Here is a 25,612-nt window from a genome sequence, read left to right as displayed (position 1 = left end):
ACCGGGATGGGCATACATCCCCGGATTCGTCTTTCCCTCCGACGTGCCGTAGACTGGCTCGTCGGTCCATGTGTGCCTGCGCGCACCCACGGGCTGACCCAGGTAGCCGATCCCGGAAGGTGAAGCGCTCAAGCATGGCCAAAAAACAAGGGGCCATCGAGATCGAGGGCACCGTCGTCGAGTCTCTCCCGAACGCGATGTTCAAGGTGGAGCTCCAGAACGGGCACCAGGTCCTCGCGCACATCAGCGGCAAGATGCGGATGCACTACATCCGTATCCTTCCCGACGACCGTGTCGTGGTGGAGCTGTCTCCCTACGACCTGACGCGTGGGCGGATCGTCTACCGCTACAAGTAGATCTTGCCTCCGCCCCGTCCCCGCGGGGTGGTGGCCTGACCCGGAGAACCTCACATCCATGAAGGTCAAGCCGAGCGTCAAGAAGATCTGCGACAAGTGCAAGGTGATCCGCCGCCACGGCCGGGTCATGGTCATCTGCGAGAACCTGCGCCACAAGCAGCGCCAGGGCTGACGCACGACGACCCCCGCCTCGCACCTCGCGGTTCTTCGCGCGACGCAAGCGACAAGTAGATACGCAGACACCCGACCCCCCGCCGTGACATCCGTTACCGCCGGTGGGGACGACACCCCCGGACGGAGGCCGGGGACCCGGCTCGTAGACCGCTACGGGAACGGTGCTGCGGAAGACCTCCGACAAGAAAACAGGAGCCACGTTCATGGCACGCCTCGAAGGCGTCGACCTCCCGCGCGACAAGCGGGTGGAGGTCGCCCTCACCTATGTCTTCGGCATCGGTCGCACGCTCTCCAAGCAGACGCTGGCGAGCACCGGTGTGAACCCGGACACCCGAGTCCGTGATCTGACCGAGGACGAGCTGGTCCGGATCCGCGAGTACGTGGACGCCAACATCAAGACGGAGGGTGACCTCCGCCGTGAGATCCAGGCCGACATCCGCCGCAAGGTGGAGATCGGCAGCTACCAGGGTCTGCGCCACCGCCGCGGTCTGCCCGTCCGGGGTCAGCGCACCAGCACCAACGCCCGCACCCGCAAGGGCCCGCGTCGCGCGATCGCCGGCAAGAAGAAGCCGGGCAAGAAGTAGTCCGCACCGGACACCGAACAGTGGTCCGGACTGTAGGACCGACCACCTCCACGGGAGAGAGTTTCCATGCCTCCGAAGGGCCGTACGGCCGGCGCCAAGAAGGTGCGCCGCAAGGAGAAGAAGAACGTCGCCCACGGGCACGCTCACATCAAGAGCACGTTCAACAACACCATCGTTTCCATCACCGACCCCACCGGCAACGTGATCTCCTGGGCTTCGGCCGGTCACGTGGGCTTCAAGGGTTCGCGCAAGTCGACGCCGTTCGCCGCGCAGATGGCCGCCGAGTCGGCCGCCCGTCGCGCGCAGGAGCACGGGATGCGCAAGGTCGACGTGTTCGTCAAGGGTCCCGGCTCCGGCCGTGAGACCGCGATCCGCTCCCTCCAGGCCACCGGTCTCGAGGTCGGCTCGATCCAGGACGTCACCCCGACCCCGCACAACGGCTGCCGCCCGCCGAAGCGTCGCCGCGTCTGATCCAGGCTGAAGTAGGAGATACACGAACATGGCGCGTTACACCGGGGCCGACTGCAAGCGTTGCCGTCGGGAGAAGCAGAAGCTCTTCCTCAAGGGAGCCAAGTGCGAGAGCGCTAAGTGCCCGATCGAGATCCGTCCTTACCCCCCGGGTGAGCACGGACGCGGGCGCACCAAGGACAGCGAGTACCTGCTGCAGAAGCGTGAGAAGCAGAAGGCCGCTCGCATCTACGGAGTCCTGGAGAAGCAGTTCCGCGGGTACTTCAACGAGGCCAACCGCAAGCAGGGCAAGACGGGTGAGAACCTGCTGCAGATCCTCGAGACCCGTCTGGACAACGTGATCTACCGGGCCGGCTTCGCCAAGTCCCGCGACCACGCCCGTCAGCTCGTCCGTCACGGGCACATCATGGTGAACGGTCGCAAGACCGACATCCCGTCGTTCCGGGTCTCCCCGAACGACATCGTCGAGGTCCGTCCCTCCTCCCGTAACCTGACCCCCTTCCAGGTGGCTCAGGCGGAGGCCGGCGAGAAGACCGTGCCGGCGTGGCTGGAGGCCATCCCCTCCAAGCTGCGGATCCTCGTCCACTCGCTGCCCGAGCGCCAGGTGATCGACACCCAGGTGCAGGAGCAGCTCATCGTCGAGCTGTACTCGAAGTAACGGCTCGCGGTACGGGCGGCACGGTACGCACGTGCGGTGCCGCCCGTACCCTTGCAGTAGAAATCGGGCCTCCTGCCCGATGCTCGGCATCAAATAGCGGTTGCCGAAGACTGGAGGCACATCCCCATGCTGATCGCTCAGCGCCCCTCACTGACCGAAGAGGTCGTGGACGAATTCCGTTCCCGGTTCGTGATCGAACCGCTGGAGCCCGGCTTCGGCTACACCCTCGGCAACTCCCTGCGCCGTACGCTCCTCTCCTCGATCCCCGGTGCTGCCGTGACCAGCATCCGGATCGACGGCGTCCTGCACGAGTTCACCACCGTGCCGGGCGTCAAGGAGGACGTCACCGACCTGATCCTCAACATCAAGAGCCTCGTCGTCTCCTCCGAGCACGACGAGCCGGTCGTGATGTACCTGCGCAAGCAGGGCCCGGGTCTGGTCACCGCCGCCGACATCGCCCCGCCGGCCGGTGTCGAGGTCCACAACCCCGACCTGGTTCTCGCCACGCTGAACAGCAAGGGGAAGCTGGAGATGGAGCTGACCGTCGAGCGCGGTCGCGGCTACGTCTCCGCCGCGCAGAACAAGCAGGCCGGCCAGGAGATCGGCCGCATCCCGGTCGACTCCATCTACTCGCCGGTCCTCAAGGTGACCTACAAGGTCGAGGCGACCCGTGTCGAGCAGCGCACCGACTTCGACAAGCTGATCGTCGACGTCGAGACCAAGGAGGCCATGCGTCCCCGTGACGCCATGGCGTCCGCCGGCAAGACCCTGGTCGAGCTGTTCGGCCTGGCCCGTGAGCTGAACGTCGACGCCGAGGGCATCGACATGGGTCCGTCCCCGACGGACGCCGCGCTCGCCGCCGACCTGGCCCTGCCGATCGAGGAGCTGGAGCTGACCGTCCGCTCCTACAACTGCCTCAAGCGCGAGGGCATCCACACCGTGGGCGAGCTCGTCGCCCGCTCCGAGGCGGACCTGCTCGACATCCGCAACTTCGGTGCGAAGTCGATCGACGAGGTCAAGGCGAAGCTCGCCGGAATGGGCCTGACCCTCAAGGACAGCCCGCCCGGATTCGACCCGACCGCCGCCGCGGACGCCTTCGGCGCCGACGACGACGCGGACTCCGGTTTCGTCGAGACCGAGCAGTACTGACCGGTACCGGACGGTACCGGCGCCGGCTCCCGCCGGCACCCCGGCCGGGCACGGCACCAGCCGCGCCCGGCCGGCCCACGCATCCGGGCCGCGCAGCGCCCCGGACTCCCACGGGCACAAGCACGTGCGGACACTGACACCGGTACCTGATACGGCCGGTGCAGGAGAGAGGACAACGGAACATGCCGAAGCCCACCAAGGGTGCCCGCCTCGGCGGCGGCGCCGCGCACGAGAAGGCCATGCTGGCGAACCTCGCCACCGCCCTCTTCGAGCACGGCCGCATCACCACCACCGAGGCCAAGGCCCGCCGCCTGCGCCCGGTGGCGGAGCGTCTGATCACCAAGGCGAAGAAGGGCGACCTTCACAACCGCCGCCAGGTGATGAGGACGATCCTCGACAAGAGCGTCGTGCACACGCTCTTCACCGAGATCGGCCCGCGCTACGAGAACCGTCCGGGCGGCTACACCCGGATCACCAAGATCGGCAACCGTCGCGGCGACAACGCGCCCATGGCGGTCATCGAGCTGGTGGAGGCCCTGACCGTGCAGCAGGAGGCTGTCGGCGAGGCCGAGGCCGCCACGAAGCGCTCCGTCAAGGAGCAGCAGGCCAAGGACACCGCGGGCGACGAGGCCGCGGCGGACCTGAAGAAGGACGAGGCCGCCGAGGCCCCGGCCGAGGAGAAGGCCGAGACCGAGGCCCCGGCCGAGGAGAAGGCCGAGGCCGACGAGGAGAAGAAGGACGCCTGAGGCGCCCTCGACCCCTCGTGACGAGCGACACGCGGCGGACCCGCCTCCCCATCCGGGAGCGGGTCCGCCGCCGTCTGGGAGGAACACCGGCGTGAGCGACGAAGTGGAGCCCGGGCACGTACGGGTCCGGCTGGACCTGTCGTACGACGGCAGGGACTTCTCGGGCTGGGCGCGGCAGCACGGGCGGCGCACCGTGCAGGGCGAGCTGGAGGACGCGCTGCGGACCGTGACCCGCTCGGAGAGGACCTTCGAGCTGACGGTGGCGGGCCGCACCGACGCGGGCGTCCACGCCCGCGGCCAGGTGGCCCACGCCGATCTGCCCGGGGAGCTGTGGGAGGCGCACCGGGAGAGACTGCTGCGCCGGCTGGCCGGACGGCTGCCGCACGACGTGCGGGTCCACCGCGTCACCCAGGCCCCGCCCCACTTCAACGCGCGCTTCTCGGCGGTCTGGCGGCGCTACGCCTACCGGGTCTGCGACCACCCGGGCGGTGTGGACCCCCTCCTGCGCGGCCATGTGCTCTGGCACGACTGGCCGCTGGACGTGGACGCCATGAACGAGGCGGCCCGCGGGCTGCTGGGGGAGCACGACTTCGCGGCCTACTGCAAGCGGCGCGAGGGCGCGACCACCATACGCACGCTCCGGGAACTGAGCTGGGAGCGGCGGCCGGACGGCATCGTGGAGGCCAGGGTCGTCGCCGACGCCTTCTGCCACAACATGGTCCGCTCCCTGGTCGGCGCGCTGCTCTTCGTCGGCGACGGCCACCGGCCGCCGTCGTGGCCCGCCGAGGTGCTGGCCGCCGGCGTGCGGGACTCGGCCGTCCACGTGGTGCGGCCGCACGGCCTCACCCTGGAGGAGGTCGGCTACCCGGCCGACGACCTGCTGGCCGCGCGCAACGCCGAGGCGCGCAACCGGCGCACGCTCCCGAGTGTGGCGGCGGGCTGCTGCTGAGGAATTGGCCCGATATCGATGGCAACCCTCCAGCTCCTCCGCTTGTCTGATGGTCAGAGCCCGCGGTATGCGGGCCCACGACCATGACGACGGAGCGACCATTGAGATCTCGAACGAGGGGGGCCCGCCGGGCGGGCGCGGTGGCGGTGACGGCGGGAGCCGTGCTGATCGCGGGACCGCTGGTGGCGCCGGCGCAGGCGGCCACGGGACCGTCCGGAATCAAGGCCAAGGGAGCCTTCCTCCTGGACAGCGGTCCCAACAGGACCCTGTGGAGCAAGGCCGCGGACACCAAGCGCCAGATGGCCAGCACCACCAAGATCATGACCGCGGCGGTCGTCCTCACCACCAAGGGCGTCGACCTCGACCGCAAGGTCACGGTGAAGAAGGCCTACCGCGACTACGTCGCCAAGAACGGCGCCAGCACCGCGGACCTGAAGACGGGCGACAAGCTCACCGTGCGGCAGCTCCTGTACGGCCTGATGCTGCCCTCCGGCTGTGACGCGGCGTACGCGCTGGCCGACACCTTCGGCAGCGGCAGCACCACGTCGGCCCGCACCAAGTCGTTCATCTCCAAGATGAACAAGAAGGCCGCCGACCTGGGGATGAAGAACACGAAGTTCGACTCCTTCGACGGCATATCCCAGGCGGGCAACAACTACTCCACCCCGCGCGACCTGGCGAAACTGGCGCGGCACGCGATGGGGAACTCCACCTTCAAGACGGTGGTCAAGTCGACCAGCACCGTCCAGAAGGCGACCAACGGACGCACGTACACCTGGTACAACACCAACAAGCTGCTGGGCTCGTACAAGGGCGTCGTCGGCATCAAGACGGGCACGGGCACCAAGGCCGGCCCCTGCCTGGTCTTCGCGGCGACGCGCGACAAGCGCACGGTCGTCGGCGTCATCCTCAACAGCGCCGACCGCTACCCGGACGCGACGAAGATGCTCGACTGGGCCTTCAAGCAGAAGACCCCCACCAAGGTGAAGCTGCGCACGCTCCCCATGGGCGCCCAGCAGGACTGACGCCCGGCGCCGCCCCGGGCCGGCCCGGGGCGGCACCCGCGTCCGTCAGTCCCGCGTGCCCTCCGTGACGGAGGCCGCCGCCTGGTCCTGGCCGCGCTTGAGGATGCGGGCGAAGGCGAAGTCCGCGGCGTCCCGCCCGGCCCGGGGGGCGGCGGTGTCGGAGGCGGTGACGCTCCGGCCGCTGGTGTAGCCGGAGATGGTGAAGTACGCGTAGCGGCCCAGCGCGTTGGCCGAGGTGTGGCAGGTCACCCCCCGGCAGAAGGCGGGCACGCCCGCGCCCGGCAGCGAGGCGACATTGGGCCTGGCCTGCGCCTTGGCCTTCGAGGCGGCCTCGGCGCTGTCGAAGACGGCGACGCCGACGGTCACCGCGATGCCGTCGCGTTCGTACGTCACCCGGATCAGCTCGCGGCAGCCGTTGTTCGTCAGCACCGCGCCGAGGGTGCCCTGGGTGCCGGCGGCGCAGTTCTCGGTGGAGCCGGAGGCGCCCTTGCCGTAGGCGCGGCCGTTGGCCCTCATCGAGTCGCCGGGGAAGAGGGTGGCGGCGCTGAGCGGAGCGGTGTCCTTCTTTGGGTCGGAGAGGAACTCCCGCGGGTCCGGCGGCGGAGGGGGCGGGGGCTCGGAGGAGAAGGTCGGCTCCGGCTGCTCGGGGGCGGGCGGCAGGCTCCCGGCGGAGGGAGCCGCCGACGGAGTCCCGGCGGACGCCTCGGACCCGCTTTCGCTGACGACGGCGGTGGCCACGATCGCGGCCACGGCGGCCGTGGCCACCGCGCCGCCCCCGATCATCAGCCAGCGGCGGCGGCGGGCGCGGGTGCGCTCGGCCTCCTCGGCGAGTGCCGCCCAGTCCGGCGTGGACGGTGCGGATGGTCCCCCGGGGCCCCAGCCCGGCCCCCCCTGCCCAAAGCTCATGGGCGCATCTTATTCGCTTGCCGTAGCCCCCGGTCCCGGTCAGAGTCGCCCCATGGGACATGTGGAGGCGGCACACCTGGAGTACTGGCTTCCCGACGGGCGGATGCTGCTGAACGACGTCTCGTTCCGGGTGGGAGAGGGCGCCTCGGTGGCGCTGGTGGGTGCCAACGGCGCCGGGAAGACCACCCTGCTGCGGCTGATCTCGGGGGAGCTGAAACCGCACGGCGGCACGGTGACGGTCAGCGGCGGGCTCGGGGTGATGCCGCAGTTCGTGGGATCCGTGCGGGACGAGCGGACGGTCCGCGACCTGCTGGTCTCGGTCGCCCGGCCGCGCGTCCGGCAGGCCGCGGAGGCCGTGGACGCCGCCGAGCTGGCGATCATGGAGGTCGACGACGAGGCCGCGCAGATGGCGTACGCGCAGGCCCTCGCCGACTGGGCGGAGGCCGGCGGGTACGAGGCCGAGACCCTCTGGGACGTGTGCACCACGGCCGCCCTGGGCGTGCCGTACGAGAAGGCGCAGTGGCGCAAGGTGCGCACCCTCTCCGGCGGGGAGCAGAAGCGGCTGGTCCTGGAGGCGCTGTTGCGCGGCCCGGACGAGGTGCTGCTGCTGGACGAGCCGGACAACTACCTCGACGTCCCCGGCAAGCGCTGGCTGGAGGAGCGGCTGAACGAGACCCGCAAGACGGTGCTGTTCGTCTCCCACGACCGGGAGCTGCTGGCCCGGGCGGCGCAGAAGATCGTCAGCGTGGAGCCGGGCCCCTCGGGGTCGGACGTGTGGGTGCACGGCGGCGGCTTCGCCACCTACCACCAGGCGCGGAAGGAGCGCTTCGAGCGCTTCGAGGAGCTGCGGCGGCGCTGGGACGAGCAGCACGCCAAGCTGAAGCAGCTGGTGCACACCCTCAAGCAGAAGGCCGCCTACAACGACGGGCTCGCCTCGCGCTACCAGGCGGCCCGCACCCGGCTGCGGAAGTTCGAGGAGGCGGGTCCGCCGCAGGAGCCCCCGCGCGAGCAGGACATCCGCATGCGGCTGCGCGGCGGGCGCACCGGGGTGCGGGCGGTGACCTGCTCCGGGCTGGAGCTGACCGGGCTGATGAAGCCCTTCGACCTGGAGGTCTTCTACGGGGAGCGGGTCGCGGTGCTCGGCTCGAACGGTTCGGGCAAGTCGCACTTCCTGCGGCTGCTGGCCGGCGGTGACGTCGCCCACACGGGGGAGTGGAAGCTGGGCGCCCGGGTGGTGCCCGGCCACTTCGCCCAGACCCACGCGCACCCCGAACTGGAGGGCCGCACCCTGCTCGACATCCTGTGGACCGAGCACGCCAGGGACCGGGGCGCGGCGATGTCCGTGCTGCGCCGCTACGAGCTGGACCGCCAGGCCGAGCAGCCCTTCGGGAAGCTCTCGGGCGGGCAGCAGGCCCGCTTCCAGATCCTCCTGCTGGAGCTGGCCGGCTCCACCGCGCTGCTGCTGGACGAGCCCACCGACAACCTGGACCTGGAGAGCGCGGAGGCGCTCCAGCAGGGCCTGGAGGCGTACGAGGGGACGGTGCTGGCGGTGACGCACGACCGCTGGTTCGCCCGGTCCTTCGACCGCTTCCTGGTCTTCGGCGCGGACGGGCGGGTGCGCGAGGTGCCGGAACCCGTCTGGGACGAGGGCCGGGTGGCGCGGGCGCGCTGACGCGGACGGTGGGCGGGCCGTCACCCACGGTCCGTTCGCGTCCCCTCCGGACGGTCCGGGCCGCGCCCGGCCGGAGGGGACGTTTTGACCCGTGCGGACGATGGCCGGTATCCTGCTGGTTCGTTGTGCGTATTGGCTTGCTCGTTCTCACGTGAGAGGCCGTTACGCCTGGTCCACCAGGACGATGACCAGCGACCCGCTTCGGCTTGCGTCACCGACGCGTGGTCAAGGCTGTCGTGATCTCCGGTGACCTTGTCAGGAAACACTCACTGAAGAAGCGAAGGCTACGACCGTGCGTACGTACAGCCCCAAGCCCGGCGACATCCAGCGCCAGTGGCACGTCATCGACGCCACCGATGTCGTCCTGGGCCGCCTGGCCTCCCAGGCCGCCACCCTTCTGAGGGGCAAGCACAAGCCGGTGTACGCGCCGCACGTTGACGCTGGTGACTTCGTCATCATCATCAACGCCGACAAGGTGCACCTCTCCGGCAACAAGCGGACCCAGAAGCTGGCCTACCGCCACTCCGGCTACCCGGGTGGTCTGCGGTCCGTCCGCTACGACGACCTCCTGCAGAAGAACCCGGAGAAGGCCGTGGAGAAGGCCGTCAAGGGCATGCTCCCGAAGAACTCCCTGGGCCGCCAGATGCTCTCGAAGCTGAAGGTCTACGCGGGCGAGAACCACCCGCACGCTGCCCAGCAGCCGGTCCCGTTCGAGATCACCCAGGTCGCGCAGTAGTCCGGCCACCCAAGACGAAGAGAAGCTGAGGAGAACCGTGGCCGAGACCACCCCCGAGACCCCGATCGAAGAGGTCGAGGACATCGAGTCGTACACCACCGAGACGCCCGAGGGCGTCGAGGAGTACACCACCGAGTCGCTGGCTTCCCGCTTCGGGGAGCCGCAGCCGGCCGCCGGCACCGGCCGCCGCAAGAACGCGGTCGCCCGTGTCCGCATCGTGCCGGGCACCGGCCAGTGGAAGATCAACGGCCGGACCCTGGAGTCGTACTTCCCGAACAAGGTGCACCAGCAGGAAGTCAACGAGCCCTTCAAGGTGCTCGAGCTGGAGGACCGCTACGACGTCATCGCCCGCATCAACGGCGGCGGCGTCTCCGGCCAGGCCGGTGCGCTGCGCCTGGGCGTGGCCCGTGCGCTGAACGAGGCGGACGTGGACAACAACCGCGGCCCGCTGAAGAAGGCCGGCTTCCTGACCCGCGACGCCCGCGCCGTCGAGCGCAAGAAGGCCGGTCTGAAGAAGGCCCGCAAGGGCACCCAGTACAGCAAGCGCTGACCCGCGCCGAGCCTGCTGGAATCCCTGGCATCCGCTGATGAGCGCCCCGACAGCACCGTCACGGTGCGTCGGGGCGTTCGTCTTCGGCCGCCGGCGGAGCCCCCGGCCGGGGCGCGCCCCCCTGCGCCCGGAGGGGTGGCCGGGGAGGTCCCGGGCGCGCGGTCGTGCCGCATCCGCGGCCGAGGGGCGTATATCTGGATGAGCCGGGCCCGTCACAGGCCCGACCTCGGCTTGGAACTCGGAGGAACCACGGTGGGACGACTCTTCGGTACGGACGGTGTGCGCGGAGTCGCCAACGCCGACCTGACCGCCGAAATGGCGCTCGGTCTGTCGGTCGCGGCGGCGCACGTGCTCGCCGAGGCGGGTACGTTCGCGGGCCACCGCCCGGTGGCGGTGGTCGGGCGTGATCCGCGCGCGTCCGGGGAGTTCCTGGAGGCCGCCGTGGTGGCCGGACTGGCCAGCGCGGGCGTGGACGTGCTGCGGGTGGGCGTGCTGCCGACCCCGGCCGTGGCGTACCTGACCGGCGTGCTCGGCGCCGACCTGGGCGTGATGCTGTCCGCCAGCCACAACCCCATGCCGGACAACGGCATCAAGTTCTTCGCCCGCGGCGGCCACAAGCTGGCCGACGAGCTGGAGGACCGCATCGAGCACGTCTACCGCGAGCACGCCTCCGGCGAGCCCTGGGACCGGCCGACGGGCTCCGGCGTGGGCCGGGTGAAGGAGTACGACGAGGGCTTCGACAAGTACGTCGCGCACCTGGTCGCCGTCCTGCCCAACCGGCTCGACGGGCTCAAGGTCGTCATCGACGGCGCGCACGGCGCGGCGGCCCGGGTCTCCCCGGAGGCGTTCGCGCGGGCGGGGGCCGAGGTGGTCACCATCGCCACCGAGCCCGACGGGCTCAACATCAACGACGGCTGCGGCTCCACCCACCTGGAGGGACTGCGCGCGGCCGTGGTCGAGCACGGCGCCGACCTGGGCGTGGCGCACGACGGCGACGCCGACCGCTGCCTGGCCGTGGACGCCGACGGCAACGAGGTCGACGGCGACCAGATCCTCAGCGTGCTGGCCCTGGGGATGAAGGAGGCCGGGACGCTGCGGGGCAACACCGTGGTGGCCACCGTGATGTCCAACCTCGGCTTCAAGCTCGCCATGGAGCGGGAGGGCGTCGAGCTGCTGCAGACGGCGGTCGGCGACCGCTACGTGCTGGAGGAGATGAAGCGCGGCGGCTACTCGCTGGGCGGCGAGCAGTCCGGGCACGTCATCGTCCTGGACCACGCCACCACCGGCGACGGCACCCTGACCGGTCTGCTGCTGGCCGCCCGTGTGGCCGCCACGGGCCGGTCCCTGGCGGAGCTGGCGGCCGTGATGGAGCGTCTGCCGCAGGTGCTGATCAACGTGCGGGACGTGGACAAGAGCCGGGTCGCCTCCTCGGCCCGGGTGGCCGCGGCCGTGGCCGAGGCCGAGCGGGAGCTGGGCGAGACCGGCCGGGTGCTGCTGCGCCCCTCCGGCACCGAGCCGCTGGTGCGGGTGATGGTGGAGGCCGCCGACCTGGAGCAGGCCCGCACGGTGGCCGGCCGGCTGGCCGACGAGGTCAAGTCCGCGCTGGGCTGAGCCCCGCGCGGGGCGGTGCGCGGCGCCGGTGCGGGCGCGTACGCTTCCGCGCATGGTGAGACTGGAGCGGCTCCGGGCCGGCCACGCGCCCGCCCTCCTGGCCTTCGAGCGGGAGAACCGCGAGTGGTTCGCCCGGTCCGTGGAGGACCGGGGGGACGCGTACTTCGCGGAGTTCGACGCCCGCCACACCGCCCTGCCGGCCGAGCAGGAGGCGGGGACGTGCCACTTCCACGTCGTCGTCGGCGAGGACGGGGAGCCGGTCGGCCGTGTCAACCTGGTGGACGTGACCGGGGGCAGCGCGGAGCTGGGCTACCGCGTCGCCGAGCGGGCCGCGGGCCGGGGCGTCGCGACGGCCGCGGTGCGGGAGGTGTGCCGGCCGGCCGGCGGGCCCTACGGACTCTCGGAACTGTGGGCGGTCACCACCCTCGACAACCCCGCCTCCAGGGCCGTGCTCGAACGCACCGGGTTCGTCCCGGGCGGGGACGCCCGGCCGGGCGGGCGGCCGGGCGTCCGCTACCGCCGCCACCTGGACGGCCCCGGCTGAGCCGGACCGCGGCCCGGCTCAGAGCTTGCGCAGCGACAGGCGCTGGACCTTGTGGTCCGGCCCCTTGCGCAGGACGAGGCCGGCCCGGCCCCGGGTGGGGAGGATGTTCTGCTCCAGGTTCGGCCGGTTGATCGTCCGCCAGATCCCGCGCGCGTAGTCCAGTGCCTCCTCCTCCGACACCTGCGTGTACCGGCGGAAGTACGAGGACGGGTCCTGGAAGGCCGTCTCGCGCAGCTTGCGGAAGCGGCCCAGGTACCAGCGCTCGATGTCCTCGGTGCGCGCGTCCACGTAGACGGAGAAGTCGAAGTAGTCGGCGACCGCGAGCCGGGTGCGGCCGTCCTTGCCGGGGAGGGCGGGCTGGAGGACGTTCAGGCCCTCCACGATCAGGATGTCGGGGCGGCGGACGGTGAGGGTCTCGCCGGGGACGATGTCGTAGATCAGGTGCGAGTAGACGGGAGCGGTGACCTCCTCCCGGCCCGCCTTGACGTCCGCGACGAAGCGGGTGAGCGCCCGGCGGTCGTAGGACTCGGGGAAGCCCTTCCGCGCCATCAGCCCGCGCCGCCGCAGCTCCGCGTTGGGGAACAGGAACCCGTCGGTGGTCACCAGCTCCACGCGCGGGTGCTCGGGCCAGCGGGCGAGGAGGGCCCGCAGCAGTCGCGCGACCGTGGACTTGCCCACCGCGACGCTGCCCGCGACGCCTATGACGAACGGCGTGCCGCGCTGGGCCCCGTGGCCGGCCGCGTCGCCGAGGAAGGTGTTGAGCGCCCCGCGCAGCCCGTGGGTGGCGCCGACGTACAGGTTGAGCAGGCGCGACAGCGGCAGGTAGACGTCCCGCACCTCGTCCAGGTCGATGACGTCGCCCAGCCCGCGCAGCTCCTCCACCTCGGCGGCGGTCAGCGGCAGGGGTGTCTTGTCGCGCAGCGCGCTCCACTCGGCGCGCGAGAGGTCGACGAAGGGACTCGCCTCGGAACGGCCGCGGCGCTGCGGCGCCGGCGACTCCGAGGGGGCTGGGGAGGCGGCGAGGGCGGACACGCGCCCATTGTGGTGCGCGCACGGCCCGGGGCAGGGGGCGGAGCCGTGTGATCAGCGGCACAGAAGCCGCCGCGAGGAGGCGCGGGAGGGGTGTACGGAACCGCATCGGACCGCTACGTTGACCGTAATCGCACGATTGTTCCGTGTGTTTCGGGTCGGAGGTCCGCCATGACGCCGTCGTTCCGTCGCCTCCGTGCGATGCGCCACCGTTCCGCCGCCCTGTCCGAGGCCCGGGCCGCCCGCGCCTGGGAGGACTCCGTCGAGGAACTGCCCGACGAGGATCTGGGCGAAGACCTGCGGGACGCGCTGGAGTTGTACCGGCGGGGCAGCAAGCCGCGCTGCGAGGAGTCGGAGTACCTGGAGATCATCGAGGACGCCATCGACCGAATATCGCGAGGGCGCTGACCACGATCACTCCCTCCGCCCTTTAGGCTGCCCACATGTGCGGAATCGTTGGTTATGCAGGAGGGCAGTCCGCCCTCGACGTCGTCATCGCGGGACTGAAGCGGTTGGAGTACCGCGGCTACGACTCGGCGGGCGTGGCCGTTCTCGCCGACGGGGGCCTGGCGGCGGCGAAGAAGGCCGGGAAGCTCGGCAACCTCGGCAAGCTCCTGGACGAGCGCCCGCTGCCCAGCGGAACCACCGGCATCGGCCACACCCGGTGGGCCACGCACGGCGGGCCGACCGACGCCAACGCGCATCCGCACCTGGACAACTCCGGGCGGGTCGCGGTCGTCCACAACGGCATCATCGAGAACTTCGCCGCGCTCCGCGCGGAGCTGGCCGAGCGCGGCCACCACCTGAACTCCGAGACCGACACCGAGGTCGTCGCCCACCTGCTCGCCGAGAACTTCTCCGCCTGCGGCGACCTGGCCGAGGCGATGCGGCAGGTGTGCCGCCGCCTGGAGGGCGCCTTCACCCTCGTCGCGGTGCACGCGGACGAGCCGGACACGGTCGTCGGCGCCCGGCGGAACTCGCCGCTGGTGGTGGGCGTCGGCGACGGCGAGAACTTCCTCGCCTCCGACGTGGCCGCGTTCATCGAGCACACCCGCGAGGCCATCGAGCTGGGCCAGGACCAGGTCGTGGAGCTCAAGCGGGACCAGGTGACGGTCACCGACTTCGACGGCGCGCCCGCCGAGACCCGCGCGTACCACGTGGACTGGGACGCCTCGGCCGCCGAGAAGGGCGGCTACGACTACTTCATGCTCAAGGAGATCGCCGAGCAGCCCAAGGCGGTCGCCGACACCCTCCTGGGCCGCATCGACGAGGCCGGCCGGCTGACCCTGGACGAGGTGCGCATCCCCGACCACGTGCTGCGCGAGGTCGACAAGGTCGTCATCGTGGCCTGCGGCACCGCCTACCACGCCGGGATGATCGCCAAGTACGCCATCGAGCACTGGACGCGGATCCCCTGCGAGACCGAGCTGGCCAGCGAGTTCCGCTACCGCGACCCGATCCTGGACCAGCGCACCCTGGTCGTCGCCATCAGCCAGTCCGGCGAGACCATGGACACCCTGATGGCGCTGCGCCACGCACGCGAGCAGGGCGCCAAGGTGCTGGCCATCTGCAACACCAACGGCTCGACGATCCCCCGCGAGTCCGACGCGGTGCTCTACACCCACGCCGGCCCCGAGGTCGCGGTCGCCTCCACCAAGGCGTTCCTGACCCAGCTCGTCGCCTGCTACCTGGTCGCCCTCTACCTGGGCCAGGTGCGCGGCACCAAGTGGGGCGACGAGATCCGCTCGGTGATCCGCGAGCTGTCCCAGATCTCCACCGAGGTCGAGAAGGTCCTGGGCACGATGGAGCCGGTGCGCGAGCTGGCCCGGAACCTGGCCGACAAGAACACCGTGCTCTTCCTCGGCCGCCACGTGGGCTACCCCGTCGCCCTGGAGGGCGCGCTCAAGCTCAAGGAACTGGCGTACATGCACGCCGAGGGCTTCGCCGCCGGAGAGCTCAAGCACGGTCCGATCGCCCTGATCGAGGAGGACCTGCCGGTGGTCGTGGTCGTGCCGTCGCCGCGCGGCCGGTCCGTCCTCCACGACAAGATCGTCTCCAACATCCAGGAGATCCGGGCCCGGGGCGCGCGGACCATCGTCATCGCCGAGGAGGGCGACGAGGCGGTCGTGCCGTACGCCGACCACCTGGTGCGCATCCCCGCCACGCCCACCCTGCTCCAGCCGCTGGTGGCCACCGTGCCGCTCCAGGTCTTCGCCTGCGAGCTGGCCACGGCCCGCGGCAACGAGGTGGACCAGCCGCGCAACCTCGCCAAGTCGGTGACGGTGGAGTGAGGCCATGACGCCGACGGGGGGCCTCCGGTGATCGTCGGAGTGGGCATCGACGTCGCCGGGATCGACCGCTTCGCCGCCGCGCTGGAACGCACCCCCGCCCTGGCGGACCGCCTCTTCGTCCCGGCGGAGCTGCTGCTGCCCGGCGGGGAGCGGCGCGGGGCCGCCTCCCTGGCCGCGCGGTTCGCCGCCAAGGAGGCGCTGGCCAAGGCCCTGGGCGCGCCCGGCGGGATGCTGTGGACGGACGCCGAGGTGGTGACGGACGGCAGCGGCCGTCCGTCGCTGCGGGTGCGCGGCACGGTGGCGGCCCGAGCGGACGAACTGGGCGTGCGGCGCTGGCACGTGTCCCTCAGCCACGACGCCGGGGTGGCCTCCGCGGTGGTGATCGCGGAGGGGTGACCCGGCGGGGGAGCGGTCAGACTGTGGGCATGAGAGATGCCTACAGCGTGGAGACCGTACGGGCCGCCGAGCGGGAGCTGATGGCACGGCTGCCCCCGGGGACGCTGATGAAGCGCGCCGCCGCCGGGCTCGCCGCCGCCTGCGCAGGGATGCTGGGGCGGACGTACGGCACCCGGATCGTCCTGCTCGTCGGCAGCGGCGACAACGGCGGGGACGCGCTGTTCGCCGGGGCGCTCCTGGCCCGGCGCGGCGCCGGGGTGACCGCCGTGCTGCTCAGCCCGGAGCGGGCGCACGCCGCCGGGCTCGCCGCCCTGCGGGCGGCCGGCGGCCGGGCCGTGGCGGCGCCCTCCGCCCCGCTGGAGGGCGTGCCCGCCGACATCCCCGCCCTGCTCCGGCGGGCCGACCTCGTCGTGGACGGCATCGTCGGCATCGGCGGCCGGGGCGGGCTGCGTCCCGACGCGGTGGAGGTCCTGGGGTTCGTCCAGGAGGCCGGGGCGCCGGTCGTCGCCGTGGACCTGCCCAGCGGCGTCGACGCCGACACCGGCGAGGTGCGCGGCGTGGCGGTGCGGGCCGCGGCGACGGTGACCTTCGGCGCGTACAAGCCGGGGCTGCTGATCGACCCGGCCCGCGAGTACGCCGGCGCGGTGCGGCTGATCGACATCGGTCTGGGGCCCCACCTGGCGGGCGCCGTCCCGGTGGCCCGCGCGCCGCAGCACGCGGACGTGGCCGCGCTGCTGCCCCGCCCGGCGGCCGAGAGCGACAAGTACCGGCGCGGCGTCACCGGGATCGCGGCCGGTTCCGGCCGCTACCCCGGCGCGGCCGTCCTCGCCGTGGCGGGCGCGCTGCGCGGCGGCGCGGGGGCCGTGCGGTACGCCGGGCCCGCGGCCGGCGAGGTGATCGCCCGCTTCCCCGAGACCCTGGTCTCCGCCGGCCCGCCCGCCGCGGCGGGCCGGGTGCAGGCGTGGGTCGTCGGCCCCGGGCTGGGCGACGGGCCGGACGCGCGGGAGACCGTGCGCGAGGTGCTGGCGTCCGGGGTGCCGGTGCTGGTGGACGCCGACGGGCTGCGGCTGATGGACGCCGGGCAGGTCCGGGCGCGCACGGCGCCGACGGTGCTCACCCCGCACGCCGGGGAGGCGGCGGCGCTGCTGGGCACGGCCCGCGAGGAGGTCGAGGCGGCGCGGCTGGCGTCGGTTCGGGAGCTGGCGCGGCGGTACCGGGCGACGGTGCTGCTCAAGGGCTCGACCACCCTGGTCGCCGAACCGGAGGAGGACCGTCCGGTGCGGGTCAACCCCACCGGGACCGGCTGGCTGGCGACGGCCGGCAGCGGCGACGTGCTCTCCGGGCTGGCCGGCTCGCTGCTCGCCGCCGGGCTCGCGGCCCCCGACGCGGCGGCGGCGGGCGCCTACCTCCACGGCCTCGCCGGGCGGCTGGCGGCCCCCCTGGCCGGCGCGTCGGACGTGGCGGCGGCCCTGCGCCGGGCGTGGCGGGACGTCGCGGACGGCGCGCTCCGGACGCCCCCGCCCGGCAGGCCGGAGGGCGGACGGGGGGACCTGAGACACTGAGGTCGTGAACGTCGCAAGCGAGCACCCCGCCCCCCGCGCGGCAGCGCCCCACCGGGTCAGCGCCGAGGTCGACCTCGGCGCGCTGCGCGGCAACGTCGGCGCGCTGCGGGAGCGCGCGGCCGGAGCGGCCCTGATGGCCGTGGTGAAGTCCGACGCGTACGGCCACGGAATGGTGCCGTGTGCCCGCGCCGCGCGGCAGGCGGGGGCGGCCTGGCTGGGAACGGCCACCCCCGAGGAGGCGCTGGCGCTGCGCGCCGCCGGGGACCGCGGCCGGGTGCTGTGCTGGCTGTGGACGCCCGGCGGGCCGTGGCGCGAGGCGATCGAGGCGGACGTCGACGTCTCGGCGAGCGCCCGGTGGGCGCTGGAGGAGATCACGGCCGCAGCCCGCGCCTGCGGCCGCACCGCCCGCGTCCACCTGAAGATCGACACCGGGCTGGGCCGCAACGGCTGCCGGCCCGCCGACTGGCCCGACCTGGTCGCCGCCGCCAGGGCCGCCGAGCGGGAGGGCACGGTCGAGGTCGCCGGGGTGTGGTCGCACTTCGCCTGCGCCGACGAGCCCGGCCACCCCTCCGTCGCCGCGCAGCTCGCCGTCTTCCACGACGCCCTGGCCGTCGCCGCCCGCGCCGGGCTCGACCCGGAGGTGCGGCACATCGCCAACTCGCCGGCCACGCTCACGCTCCCCGAGGCCCACTTCGACCTGGTCCGCACCGGCATCTCGGTCTACGGGCTCTCGCCCTCGCCCGAGATCGGCGCCCCCCAGGACTTCGGGCTGCGGCCGGCGATGACCCTGCGCGCCTCCCTCGCCAACGTCAAGCGGGTCCCGGCCGGCCACGGGGTGAGCTACGGCCACCACTACACCACCCCCGGCGAGACGACCCTGGCCCTGGTGCCGGCCGGGTACGCCGACGGCATCCCCCGGCACGCCTCCGGCACCGGCCCGGTGCTGGTGGCGGGGAAGTGGCGGACGGTCGCCGGCCGGGTGGCCATGGACCAGTTCGTGGTCGACCTGGGCGGGGACACGGCCGAGGCGGGGGACGAGGCGGTCCTCTTCGGCCCGGGCGACCACGGCGAGCCGACGGCCGAGGACTGGGCACGGGCCGTGGGCACCATCTCGTACGAGATCGTCACCCGGATCGGCGCCCGGGTGCCCCGCGTCCACCTGAACGCGGACGTGTGATCCGGGCATGGCCAGTACGTCCGGCAGGGGGTGGGCGCGCCGCGCGGGCATGGCCGGCGCGGTGCTGGGCCTCGCGGCGGCCGGAGCCGCCGCCGGCATGGCGATAGAGCGGCTGACGGTGCACCGCGCGGTCGGCCGCAGGGCGCGGCTGGCCCTGGACGCCGCCGGCCCCTACGGAACGCTGCGCGGCGTCCCGGGCCGGGCCGCGGCCGACGACGGCACACCGCTGTACTTCGAGACCGACACCCCCGTCGACGCCCCGGAGGCCGCCGTCGACGGGGCGCCCACGGTCGTCTTCAGCCACGGCTACTGCCTGGCGCAGGACGTCTGGCACTTCCAGCGCGCCGCCCTGCGCGGGCTGGAGCCCACCACGCCCCCCATGCCCGCCCTGCGGGCCGTCTACTGGGACCAGCGCGGGCACGGCCGCTCGGGGCGCGGGCGGGCCGGCGAGACGGTGACCATCGACCGGCTCGGACACGACCTGAAGGCGGTGCTCGACGCCGCCGTGCCCACCGGGCCGGTCGTCCTCGTCGGCCACTCGATGGGCGGCATGACGGTGATGGCGCTCGCCGCCCTGTACCCGGAGTACGTGGCCGAACGCGTCGCCGGAGTGGCCCTGGTCGGCACCTCGGCGGGCGGACTGGCCGAGGTGACGTACGGGCTGCCCGCCGCCGGGGCGCGGGCGCTGAGGCGGATGGCGCCGGGCCTGCTGAAGACGCTGGCGGCGCGGGCCGAGCTGGTCGAGCGGGGCCGCCGCGCCACCGCCGATCTGTTCACGGGGCTGGTCAAGCGGTACTCGTTCGGGACCCGCGACGTCGACCCCGGCGTGGCGCGCTTCGCGGAGCGGCTGATCGAGTCGGTGCCGGTCGACGTGGTCGCGGACTTCTACCCGGCCTTCGCCGAGCACGAGAAGACCGCCGCGCTGGCCGCCTTCGACAGCGGGCGGCCCGCCCTGATCCTCACCGGCGACCGGGACCTGCTCACCCCGCGCGAGCACGGCGAGGCGATGGCCGAGGCCCTGCCCCGCGCCGATCTGGTGATCGCCGAGGGCGCGGGGCACCTGATCATGCTGGAGTGCCCCGGCCTGGTCAACGATCATCTGGCCGCCCTGCTGACGCGTACCATCCACAGGCATGGAGACACCGCACCACCCGGCCGCGGGGACTGACACCGGGGCCTTTCCGGAGAGCAGCAGCACCGTACGGATCGCCGTCGGCACCCCTGACCGCATGCGGGAGGTGGGGCGCGGGCTCGCCCGGCTGCTGCGGCCCGGCGACCTCGTCCTGCTCACCGGGGAGCTGGGCGCGGGCAAGACCACCCTGACCCGCGGGCTGGGGGAGGGCCTGGGCGTGCGCGGCGCGGTGACCTCGCCGACCTTCGTCATCGCCCGGGTGCACCCCCCGCTCGGCGACGGCCCTCCGCTGGTGCACGTGGACGCCTACCGGCTCGGCGGCGGCCTGGAGGAGATGGAGGACCTGGACCTGGACGTCTCCCTGCCGGAGTCGGTGGTGGTCGTGGAGTGGGGCGAGGGCAAGGTCGAGGAGCTGTCCGAGGACCGGCTGCACGTGGTCATCGAGCGGGCCGTGGGAGCGGACGCGGCGGGCGTCCCGGCGGACGGCGTCGGGGACCACGACGTCCGGACGGTGACGGTCGCCGGGGTCGGCGCGCGCTGGGCCGGTGTGGACCTCTCCTTCCTGGGGCGGCCCGCGTAGGCCTTCCCGGGGCGCGTGGGTCCCTTTTCCGCGGCGGCCCGCGCGGGACCGCCGCGGCGCCCGGCGGAGTGTTCCGACAGGCTGTCGGCAAAATGTTGCGCGCGGCGCGGCCGCCGTGGTCACATGGGAGACCAGGAGCCGGTCAGGCATGCCTGACCGCATCCGCCCCAGGAGCCAGGAGGATCCATGGAGGCCCATGAGCGGGAGCCCGAGACCACCACGGGGACCGAGTCCGCGGAGGCGTCCGGCCTCCGGCCGCGGTGCGCCCCGGTGTCGATGAGCGAACTGCTGGCGTCGTGCGCGGCGGCCGACGCCGTCTCGACGCCCCCGGCGGCCCCCGAAGGGCGCCGGGAGCGCCGGGCTTCGAGGGCCGAGGCGGCCTGACACCGCCGGAGCGCCGAGGGGGCGCCGCCGGAGCGCCGGCCGGGGCCGCCGGGGGAGGACGCCGCTACCGGCGGGCCGCCCGGGTGGCGCGGGCCCAGGCGGGCAGCAGGAACCAGACGGTCACGAACCACAGGAAGAGCCCGCCGACGATCCACCAGACCAGGGCGTTGTGCAGCACCACGCGCAGGATCAGCAGCAGCGCGCAGGTGACGGTGCACAGCAGCAGGACCAGTCCGGCGATGGTCAGGCGGGAGGCCCACTCCACCGTCTGGGGTTTCATCCGGTGGCCGGTGACGAAGCGGTGCAGGGCGACCGGGGCGATCAGCGTCCCGGTGGCCGCCGACCCGAGGATGACCGTGACGACGTAGACGTTGCGGTCCAACGCCCCCAGGTCCTCGAAGCGCTCGGTGAAGGCGACGCTCAGCAGGAAGCCGAGCAGGATCTGGATGCCCATCTGGGCCACCCGGACCTCCTGGAGGAGTTCCGTCCACCGCCGGTCCGCGCGCTCCTTCTCGGTCTCGTGGTGATGCGTCGCGTTCTCCTCCCCGGACGCCCCGGATTCCGCTGTCACTGATCCGCCTCCCGACCTGTACGCTCTGTTCTCACCTGTTGGTGTGATGAGCGTTTGTTCGGTTGGGTGTGTCCCTAAACGTGCGGGCGGCGGGACCCCGGAAGCGGCTCAGGGAAGGATCGCGTCGACGTACCCGCCGTCGACCCGGACCGCACCGCCCGTCGTCGCCGACGCCAGGGGCGAGGCGAGGTAGACGACCATGTTCGCGATCTCCTCCGGCTCGATCAGCCGCTGGAGCAGCGACTGCGGCCGGTGCTCGCGCATGAAGAGGCGCTGCGCCTCGTCCCAGGGCAGGTCCGAACCGACCAGCTCGCGGACGAACTCCTCCACCCCGCCGGTGCGGGTCGGGCCGGCGATGACGGAGTTCACGGTGACCCCGCTGCCCGCCACCTCCTTCGCCCAGCCCCGGGCCACGGCGAGCAGCGCGGTCTTGGTCATGCCGTAGTGGATCATCTCCACCGGGGTGACGACGGCCGAGTCGCTGGCGATGTACTGCACACGGCCCCACGACCGCTCCACCATCCCCGGCACGTAGGCGCGCGTCAGACGGACGGCGGACAGCACGTTGACCTCGAAGTAGCGCCGCCACTCGGCGTCGGTGATCTCCGGAGCGGGCTTCGGGCCGTAGACGCCGAGGTTGTTGACCAGGATGTCGACGTCGGGCAGCGCCTCGACCACCCGTGCCGCGCCCTCCTCCGTGGCGACGTCGGCGGCGACCTCCACCACCTCCGCGCCCGCGACCTCCTCCCGGAGCCGCCCGGCGGCCGCCGCCACGGTCTCCTCCCGGCGCCCGTTGACCGCCACCCGGGCGCCGGCCCGGGCCAGCCCGGTGGCGATCGCCGCCCCGATCCCCCCGGTGGAACCGGTGACCAGCGCCGTCCTGCCCGACAGATCGATGCGCATCGCAGTGCCTTCCCTCGTCCGTTCGACGTTTCGCGTCCCCCATCCTCCGCCCGTCCTCCCACCGGGAGGCGGAACGGCAGGGCCGGGGGAGTGGTGCGGAAACCGGCCGGGACGGGCCTCCCCGGAGGCCGGAGAGGCCCGGAGGGGCTCAGGGAACGACGACGACCTTCGTGCCGACCGAGGCGAACCGCCACATCGCCTCGCCGTCCTCCGGCCTCTCCCGGATGCCGCCCGTGCCCTCCTTCGGGGGACCCTCGGGCAGCGAGCCGTCCACCGCGGCGCTGAAGCCGACCGGGACCCCGCCGGCCTGGGTGAACAGCACCACGTGGGCGATCGGCACCCCGTCGGTGCCGGTGACGCGCTCGGTGCGGGAGGTCACGGTGTACTCGCCCGGCTGCGGGTCCACCGCGCCGGGGACGACCCGGTAGGTGCGGGTGACCTTCTCGTTCGCGCCGACCAGCCACACCCGGTCGCCGCCCAGGGAGTAGACGACGCGCTCGCCGGTGCCCGAGCCGGGCGGCGGCGCGGCCTGCTCGCGCTTCTCGCCGTCCTTCTTCTGCGCACTCGGGGAGGGGGAGGCGGCCGCGGCGGGCTTGCGGTCGGGGTCCGGCCCGCGCCGGTCCTGGGCGGCGTCCGCCTGGTAGGCGAGGAAACCGACGACGGCCAGTGCCGCCGCGGTCAGTCCGGTCACGACCGCCCCCGCGCTGCTGCCTGCCACCTCTCGCCCGCCTCCCGCGTTCCGGTCTCCGACCGGTCTGATCGTACGCCTGACCGTAGCAGCCGCCGCGGGACCGGCGGCCCCGCAGCGCGCCGTAGGCTAAAAGCGTGCTCCTGCTCGCTCTTGACACCGCAACCCCCGCCGTCACCGTCGCCCTCCACGACGGGCGAAGGACCCTCGCCGCCGCGGACGAGGTGGACGCCCGCCGCCACGGCGAACTGCTGCTCCCGGCCGTCGACCGCGTCCTGGGCGAGGCGGGCGCGTCGCTCGGCGACGTGACCGGCATCGTCGTCGGCGTCGGGCCGGGCCCGTACACCGGGCTGCGGGTCGGCCTGATGACGGCGACGACCGTCGGGGCCGCCCGGGACATCCCCGTCCACGGCCTGTGCACCCTGGACGGCATCGCGTACGCCGCCGGGACCGCCGGGCTCGAAGGGCCCTTCGCGGTCGCCACCGACGCCCGCCGCAAGGAGGTGTACTGGGCGCGCTACGCCGACGCCCGCACCCGCCTCACCGAACCGGCCGTGGACCGCCCGGCCGACATCGCCGCCGAGGTCGGAGACCTCCCCGCCGTCGGCGCGGGAGCACGGCTGTACGCGGACACCTTCACCGGCGTACGGCAGGACATGCCCGAGCACGCCTCGGCCGCCGCCCTGGCGGCGCTGGCGGCCGAGCGGCTGGATTCCGGGGACGAGCGGGGCTTCCTGCCGCCGCTGCCGCTGTACCTGCGCCGGCCGGACGCCAGGGTGCCCGCCAACTACAAGGTGGTCACGCCCCGGTGACCGCCACCGACCGGCAGCCCGGCCGGCGGACCGTCCTGCGCGAGATGCGCTGGTGGGACATCGAACCGGTGCTGGAGCTGGAGAGGGAACTCTTCCCGCACGACGCCTGGTCGCCCGCCATGTTCTGGTCCGAGCTGGCCCATGCCCGGGGCCCCGGCGCCACCCGCCGCTACCTCGTCGCGGAAATGATCGCGGAAACAGCCGGGGAGACGGCCGGGGCGGCCGCCGGCGGCGGCGGCGAGGGCGGGCGCATCGTCGGCTACGGCGGACTCGCCGCCGCCGGCGGCACCGGCGACATCCAGACCATCGCCACCGCCCGCGACCAGTGGGGCACCGGCCTCGGCAGCCGCCTGCTCACCGCCCTGCTGAGGGCCGCCACCGACTTCGAGTGCCGGGAGGTCCTGCTGGAGGTCCGCGTGGACAACGTCCGCGCCCAGCGCCTGTACGAGCGCTTCGGCTTCGAGACGATCGGCCTGCGCCGCGGCTATTACCAGCCGGGCAACGTGGACGCCCTCGTCATGCGCCGCCCCGCGGACACCGAACCCGACCCCGGCTCCGCGCCCGACACCACAGAACACCAAGGAACACACCAAGGAACGGTGCCTCATGGCTGACGAACCCCTGGTCCTCGGCATCGAGACCTCCTGCGACGAGACCGGCGTGGGCATCGTGCGCGGACACACCCTGCTCGCCGACGCGGTGGCCTCCAGCGTCGACGAGCACGCCCGGTACGGCGGCGTGGTGCCCGAGGTCGCCAGCCGCGCCCACCTGGAGGCGATGGTCCCCACCATCCAGCGCGCCCTGAAGGAGGCCGGCGTCTCCGCGAGCGACCTCGACGGCATCGCCGTCACCGCCGGGCCCGGACTGGCGGGCGCGCTGCTGGTGGGCGTCTCGGCGGCCAAGGCGTACGCCTACGCGCTGGGCAAGCCGCTGTACGGCGTCAACCACCTCGCCTCCCACATCTGCGTGGACCAGCTCGAACACGGCGCGCTGCCCGAGCCGACGATGGCCCTGCTGGTCTCCGGCGGCCACTCCTCGCTGCTGCTGTCGGCCGACATCACCTCCGACGTCCGCCCGCTGGGCGCCACCATCGACGACGCGGCGGGCGAGGCGTTCGACAAGGTCGCCCGCGTGCTGAACCTCGGCTTCCCCGGCGGCCCGGTCATCGACCGCTGGGCCCGCGAGGGGGACCCGGACGCCATCGCCTTCCCCCGCGGCCTCACCGGCCCCCGCGACGCGCCGTACGACTTCTCCTTCTCCGGCCTGAAGACGGCCGTCGCCCGCTGGATCGAGGCGAAGCGGAACGCGGGCGAGGACGTGCCGGTCGCGGACGTCTCGGCGTCCTTCCAGGAGGCGGTCGTCGACGTGCTCACCCGCAAGGCGATCCGCGCCTGCAAGGACGAGGGCGTGGACCACCTGATGATCGGCGGCGGCGTCGCGGCCAACTCGCGGCTGCGCGCCCTGGCCGAGGAGCGCTGCGAGGCCGCCGGGATCACCCTGCGGGTGCCGCGCCCGAAGCTGTGCACCGACAACGGCGCGATGGTCGCGGCCCTGGGCGCCGAGATGGTCGCCCGGAACCGCGCCCCCTCCGACTGGGACCTGTCGGCCGACTCCTCCCTGCCGGTCACCGAGCCGCACGTCCCGGGCACGTCCCACGCGCACGGCCGCGGCGGCGCGCACGACCACGTCCACGAGGTGAGCGCGGGCAACCTCTACGACTGATCACCGCGTCGCGGGGAGCGGACGCTCCAGCCGGGCGTCGCGCAGCACCGAGCCCCACCACTCCAACTGGTCGAGCATCGTCTTCGCGGCGCCCTCCGCTCCCCCGGGTTCGCGCAGCCGCCCGTCGGCGTCGAACAGCTCGTAGTACCGGGGGAAGCTGACGCAGTCGCGCACGGTGTGGGCGTTCAGCTCGCCGAAGACCTGCCGGAGCTGCTCGACCGCCAGCAGGCCGCCGCC

30 protein-coding genes and 1 pseudogene are annotated in these 25,612 nt (G+C 73.2%); 25 read left to right on the top strand and 6 right to left on the bottom strand.

Features of this window, described 5'->3' with window-relative positions; all coding sequences use genetic code 11:
* Positions 1-134: 134 nt before the first annotated feature.
* The 9 genes from infA (at position 135) to ABD358_RS25810 (ending at position 6,109) form a co-directional block, all read left to right on the top strand.
* Positions 135-356 carry a translation initiation factor IF-1 gene (gene infA / locus ABD358_RS25850; protein WP_003948620.1) on the top strand — a complete coding sequence of 74 codons (222 nt, stop codon included), beginning with the start codon at positions 135-137 and terminating at the stop codon, positions 354-356.
* A 58-nt stretch (positions 357-414) separates the two neighbouring features.
* A complete protein-coding gene (gene rpmJ, locus ABD358_RS25845) occupies positions 415-528 on the top strand; it encodes a 50S ribosomal protein L36 (RefSeq protein ID WP_009740505.1) in 114 nt (37 codons plus the stop codon).
* Between the two features lie 205 nt (positions 529-733).
* The gene (rpsM, locus tag ABD358_RS25840) at positions 734-1,114 is read left to right on the top strand and encodes a 30S ribosomal protein S13 (protein ID WP_344633561.1); all 381 of its coding nucleotides are present in this window, start codon (positions 734-736) and stop codon (positions 1,112-1,114) included.
* Positions 1,115-1,180: 66 nt separating this feature from the next.
* A complete protein-coding gene (gene rpsK, locus ABD358_RS25835; RefSeq protein ID WP_004571845.1) occupies positions 1,181-1,585 on the top strand; it encodes a 30S ribosomal protein S11 in 405 nt (134 codons plus the stop codon).
* A gap of 28 nt (positions 1,586-1,613) precedes the next feature.
* Positions 1,614-2,240, top strand: a complete 627-nt coding sequence (rpsD, locus tag ABD358_RS25830) for a 30S ribosomal protein S4 (protein ID WP_344633560.1) — start codon at positions 1,614-1,616, stop codon at positions 2,238-2,240.
* A gap of 126 nt (positions 2,241-2,366) precedes the next feature.
* Positions 2,367-3,389 (top strand): DNA-directed RNA polymerase subunit alpha, encoded by a 1,023-nt coding sequence (locus tag ABD358_RS25825; protein WP_344633559.1) that lies wholly within the window; start codon positions 2,367-2,369, stop codon positions 3,387-3,389.
* Between the two features lie 182 nt (positions 3,390-3,571).
* The gene (rplQ, locus tag ABD358_RS25820; RefSeq protein ID WP_344633558.1) at positions 3,572-4,135 is read left to right on the top strand and encodes a 50S ribosomal protein L17; all 564 of its coding nucleotides are present in this window, start codon (positions 3,572-3,574) and stop codon (positions 4,133-4,135) included.
* 91 nt (positions 4,136-4,226) lie between these two features.
* On the top strand, positions 4,227-5,084 hold the full coding sequence (gene truA / locus ABD358_RS25815; RefSeq protein ID WP_344633557.1) for a tRNA pseudouridine(38-40) synthase TruA: 858 nt from the start codon (positions 4,227-4,229) through the stop codon (positions 5,082-5,084).
* An 83-nt stretch (positions 5,085-5,167) separates the two neighbouring features.
* Complete coding sequence (locus tag ABD358_RS25810; protein ID WP_425576427.1) at positions 5,168-6,109, top strand: D-alanyl-D-alanine carboxypeptidase family protein; 942 nt, start codon at positions 5,168-5,170, stop codon at positions 6,107-6,109.
* Positions 6,110-6,154: 45 nt separating this feature from the next.
* Here the strand turns inward: ABD358_RS25810 and ABD358_RS25805 are convergent, their stop codons facing one another.
* The gene (locus ABD358_RS25805) at positions 6,155-7,015 is read right to left on the bottom strand and encodes a hypothetical protein (RefSeq protein WP_344633555.1); all 861 of its coding nucleotides are present in this window, start codon (positions 7,013-7,015) and stop codon (positions 6,155-6,157) included.
* 52 nt (positions 7,016-7,067) lie between these two features.
* Here ABD358_RS25805 and ABD358_RS25800 point away from each other — a divergent pair, with 52 nt between their 5' ends.
* The 5 genes from ABD358_RS25800 (at position 7,068) to ABD358_RS25780 (ending at position 12,128) form a co-directional block, all read left to right on the top strand.
* A complete protein-coding gene (locus tag ABD358_RS25800) occupies positions 7,068-8,687 on the top strand; it encodes an ABC-F family ATP-binding cassette domain-containing protein (RefSeq protein WP_344633554.1) in 1,620 nt (539 codons plus the stop codon).
* Positions 8,688-8,979: 292 nt separating this feature from the next.
* Positions 8,980-9,423, top strand: a complete 444-nt coding sequence (gene rplM / locus ABD358_RS25795) for a 50S ribosomal protein L13 (protein ID WP_344633553.1) — start codon at positions 8,980-8,982, stop codon at positions 9,421-9,423.
* Positions 9,424-9,460: 37 nt separating this feature from the next.
* On the top strand, positions 9,461-9,973 hold the full coding sequence (rpsI, locus tag ABD358_RS25790) for a 30S ribosomal protein S9 (protein WP_344633552.1): 513 nt from the start codon (positions 9,461-9,463) through the stop codon (positions 9,971-9,973).
* Positions 9,974-10,225: 252 nt separating this feature from the next.
* The gene (gene glmM, locus ABD358_RS25785) at positions 10,226-11,584 is read left to right on the top strand and encodes a phosphoglucosamine mutase (RefSeq protein WP_344633551.1); all 1,359 of its coding nucleotides are present in this window, start codon (positions 10,226-10,228) and stop codon (positions 11,582-11,584) included.
* 52 nt (positions 11,585-11,636) lie between these two features.
* Positions 11,637-12,128 (top strand): GNAT family N-acetyltransferase, encoded by a 492-nt coding sequence (locus ABD358_RS25780; protein WP_344633550.1) that lies wholly within the window; start codon positions 11,637-11,639, stop codon positions 12,126-12,128.
* 18 nt (positions 12,129-12,146) lie between these two features.
* On the opposite strand, the gene coaA is transcribed toward ABD358_RS25780, so the two are convergent.
* Positions 12,147-13,160 (bottom strand): type I pantothenate kinase, encoded by a 1,014-nt coding sequence (gene coaA, locus ABD358_RS25775; protein WP_344633549.1) that lies wholly within the window; start codon positions 13,158-13,160, stop codon positions 12,147-12,149.
* Positions 13,161-13,358: 198 nt separating this feature from the next.
* On the opposite strand from coaA, the gene ABD358_RS25770 reads away from it, so the two are divergent.
* From ABD358_RS25770 to ABD358_RS25735, 8 genes are all read left to right on the top strand, one after another.
* A complete protein-coding gene (locus ABD358_RS25770; protein ID WP_344633548.1) occupies positions 13,359-13,565 on the top strand; it encodes a hypothetical protein in 207 nt (68 codons plus the stop codon).
* A gap of 35 nt (positions 13,566-13,600) precedes the next feature.
* The gene (gene glmS / locus ABD358_RS25765) at positions 13,601-15,448 is read left to right on the top strand and encodes a glutamine--fructose-6-phosphate transaminase (isomerizing) (protein WP_344633547.1); all 1,848 of its coding nucleotides are present in this window, start codon (positions 13,601-13,603) and stop codon (positions 15,446-15,448) included.
* A 27-nt stretch (positions 15,449-15,475) separates the two neighbouring features.
* On the top strand, positions 15,476-15,844 hold the full coding sequence (locus tag ABD358_RS25760) for a holo-ACP synthase (protein WP_344633546.1): 369 nt from the start codon (positions 15,476-15,478) through the stop codon (positions 15,842-15,844).
* A gap of 29 nt (positions 15,845-15,873) precedes the next feature.
* Positions 15,874-17,406 carry an NAD(P)H-hydrate dehydratase gene (locus tag ABD358_RS25755; protein ID WP_344633545.1) on the top strand — a complete coding sequence of 511 codons (1,533 nt, stop codon included), beginning with the start codon at positions 15,874-15,876 and terminating at the stop codon, positions 17,404-17,406.
* A 4-nt stretch (positions 17,407-17,410) separates the two neighbouring features.
* On the top strand, positions 17,411-18,583 hold the full coding sequence (alr, locus tag ABD358_RS25750) for an alanine racemase (protein ID WP_344633544.1): 1,173 nt from the start codon (positions 17,411-17,413) through the stop codon (positions 18,581-18,583).
* 7 nt (positions 18,584-18,590) lie between these two features.
* Positions 18,591-19,751, top strand: a complete 1,161-nt coding sequence (locus tag ABD358_RS25745) for an alpha/beta fold hydrolase (RefSeq protein WP_344633543.1) — start codon at positions 18,591-18,593, stop codon at positions 19,749-19,751.
* Entirely contained in the window at positions 19,717-20,295 is a 579-nt protein-coding gene (gene tsaE, locus ABD358_RS25740) for a tRNA (adenosine(37)-N6)-threonylcarbamoyltransferase complex ATPase subunit type 1 TsaE (protein WP_344633542.1), read from the top strand. Before ABD358_RS25745 ends, tsaE begins: the two co-directional genes overlap by 35 nt.
* Before the next feature lie 186 nt (positions 20,296-20,481).
* Positions 20,482-20,679, top strand: a complete 198-nt coding sequence (locus ABD358_RS25735) for a hypothetical protein (RefSeq protein ID WP_344633541.1) — start codon at positions 20,482-20,484, stop codon at positions 20,677-20,679.
* A 64-nt stretch (positions 20,680-20,743) separates the two neighbouring features.
* Here ABD358_RS25735 and ABD358_RS25730 read toward each other — a convergent pair whose 3' ends face one another.
* From ABD358_RS25730 to ABD358_RS25720, 3 genes are all read right to left on the bottom strand, one after another.
* Entirely contained in the window at positions 20,744-21,250 is a 507-nt protein-coding gene (locus tag ABD358_RS25730; RefSeq protein WP_344633540.1) for a DUF6328 family protein, read from the bottom strand.
* Between the two features lie 108 nt (positions 21,251-21,358).
* Positions 21,359-22,153: an SDR family NAD(P)-dependent oxidoreductase gene (locus tag ABD358_RS25725; protein WP_344633539.1), complete on the bottom strand. Its 795-nt coding sequence runs from the start codon at positions 22,151-22,153 to the stop codon at positions 21,359-21,361.
* Between the two features lie 148 nt (positions 22,154-22,301).
* The gene (locus tag ABD358_RS25720; protein ID WP_344633538.1) at positions 22,302-22,871 is read right to left on the bottom strand and encodes a hypothetical protein; all 570 of its coding nucleotides are present in this window, start codon (positions 22,869-22,871) and stop codon (positions 22,302-22,304) included.
* A gap of 107 nt (positions 22,872-22,978) precedes the next feature.
* Here ABD358_RS25720 and tsaB point away from each other — a divergent pair, with 107 nt between their 5' ends.
* The 3 genes from tsaB to tsaD are packed head-to-tail and all read left to right on the top strand — an operon-like array spanning position 22,979 to position 25,375.
* Positions 22,979-23,653: a tRNA (adenosine(37)-N6)-threonylcarbamoyltransferase complex dimerization subunit type 1 TsaB gene (tsaB, locus tag ABD358_RS25715; RefSeq protein ID WP_344633537.1), complete on the top strand. Its 675-nt coding sequence runs from the start codon at positions 22,979-22,981 to the stop codon at positions 23,651-23,653.
* On the top strand, positions 23,650-24,267 hold the full coding sequence (gene rimI / locus ABD358_RS25710; protein WP_425576426.1) for a ribosomal protein S18-alanine N-acetyltransferase: 618 nt from the start codon (positions 23,650-23,652) through the stop codon (positions 24,265-24,267). Before tsaB ends, rimI begins: the two co-directional genes overlap by 4 nt.
* Positions 24,260-25,375 (top strand): tRNA (adenosine(37)-N6)-threonylcarbamoyltransferase complex transferase subunit TsaD, encoded by a 1,116-nt coding sequence (tsaD, locus tag ABD358_RS25705; protein ID WP_344633536.1) that lies wholly within the window; start codon positions 24,260-24,262, stop codon positions 25,373-25,375. The genes rimI and tsaD overlap by 8 nt, the downstream gene beginning before the upstream one ends.
* Here the strand turns inward: tsaD and ABD358_RS25700 are convergent.
* Positions 25,376-25,609, bottom strand: a pseudogene (locus ABD358_RS25700) (NADPH-dependent FMN reductase); the annotation flags it as partial.
* Between the last annotated feature and the right edge of the window lie 3 nt (positions 25,610-25,612).

The organism is Streptomyces glaucosporus, assembly GCF_039533345.1.
GTDB lineage: Bacteria > Actinomycetota > Actinomycetes > Streptomycetales > Streptomycetaceae > Streptomyces > Streptomyces glaucosporus.
Note: the sequence above shows the minus strand (reverse complement) of the source record. Positions and strands in the feature narration are given on the sequence as shown.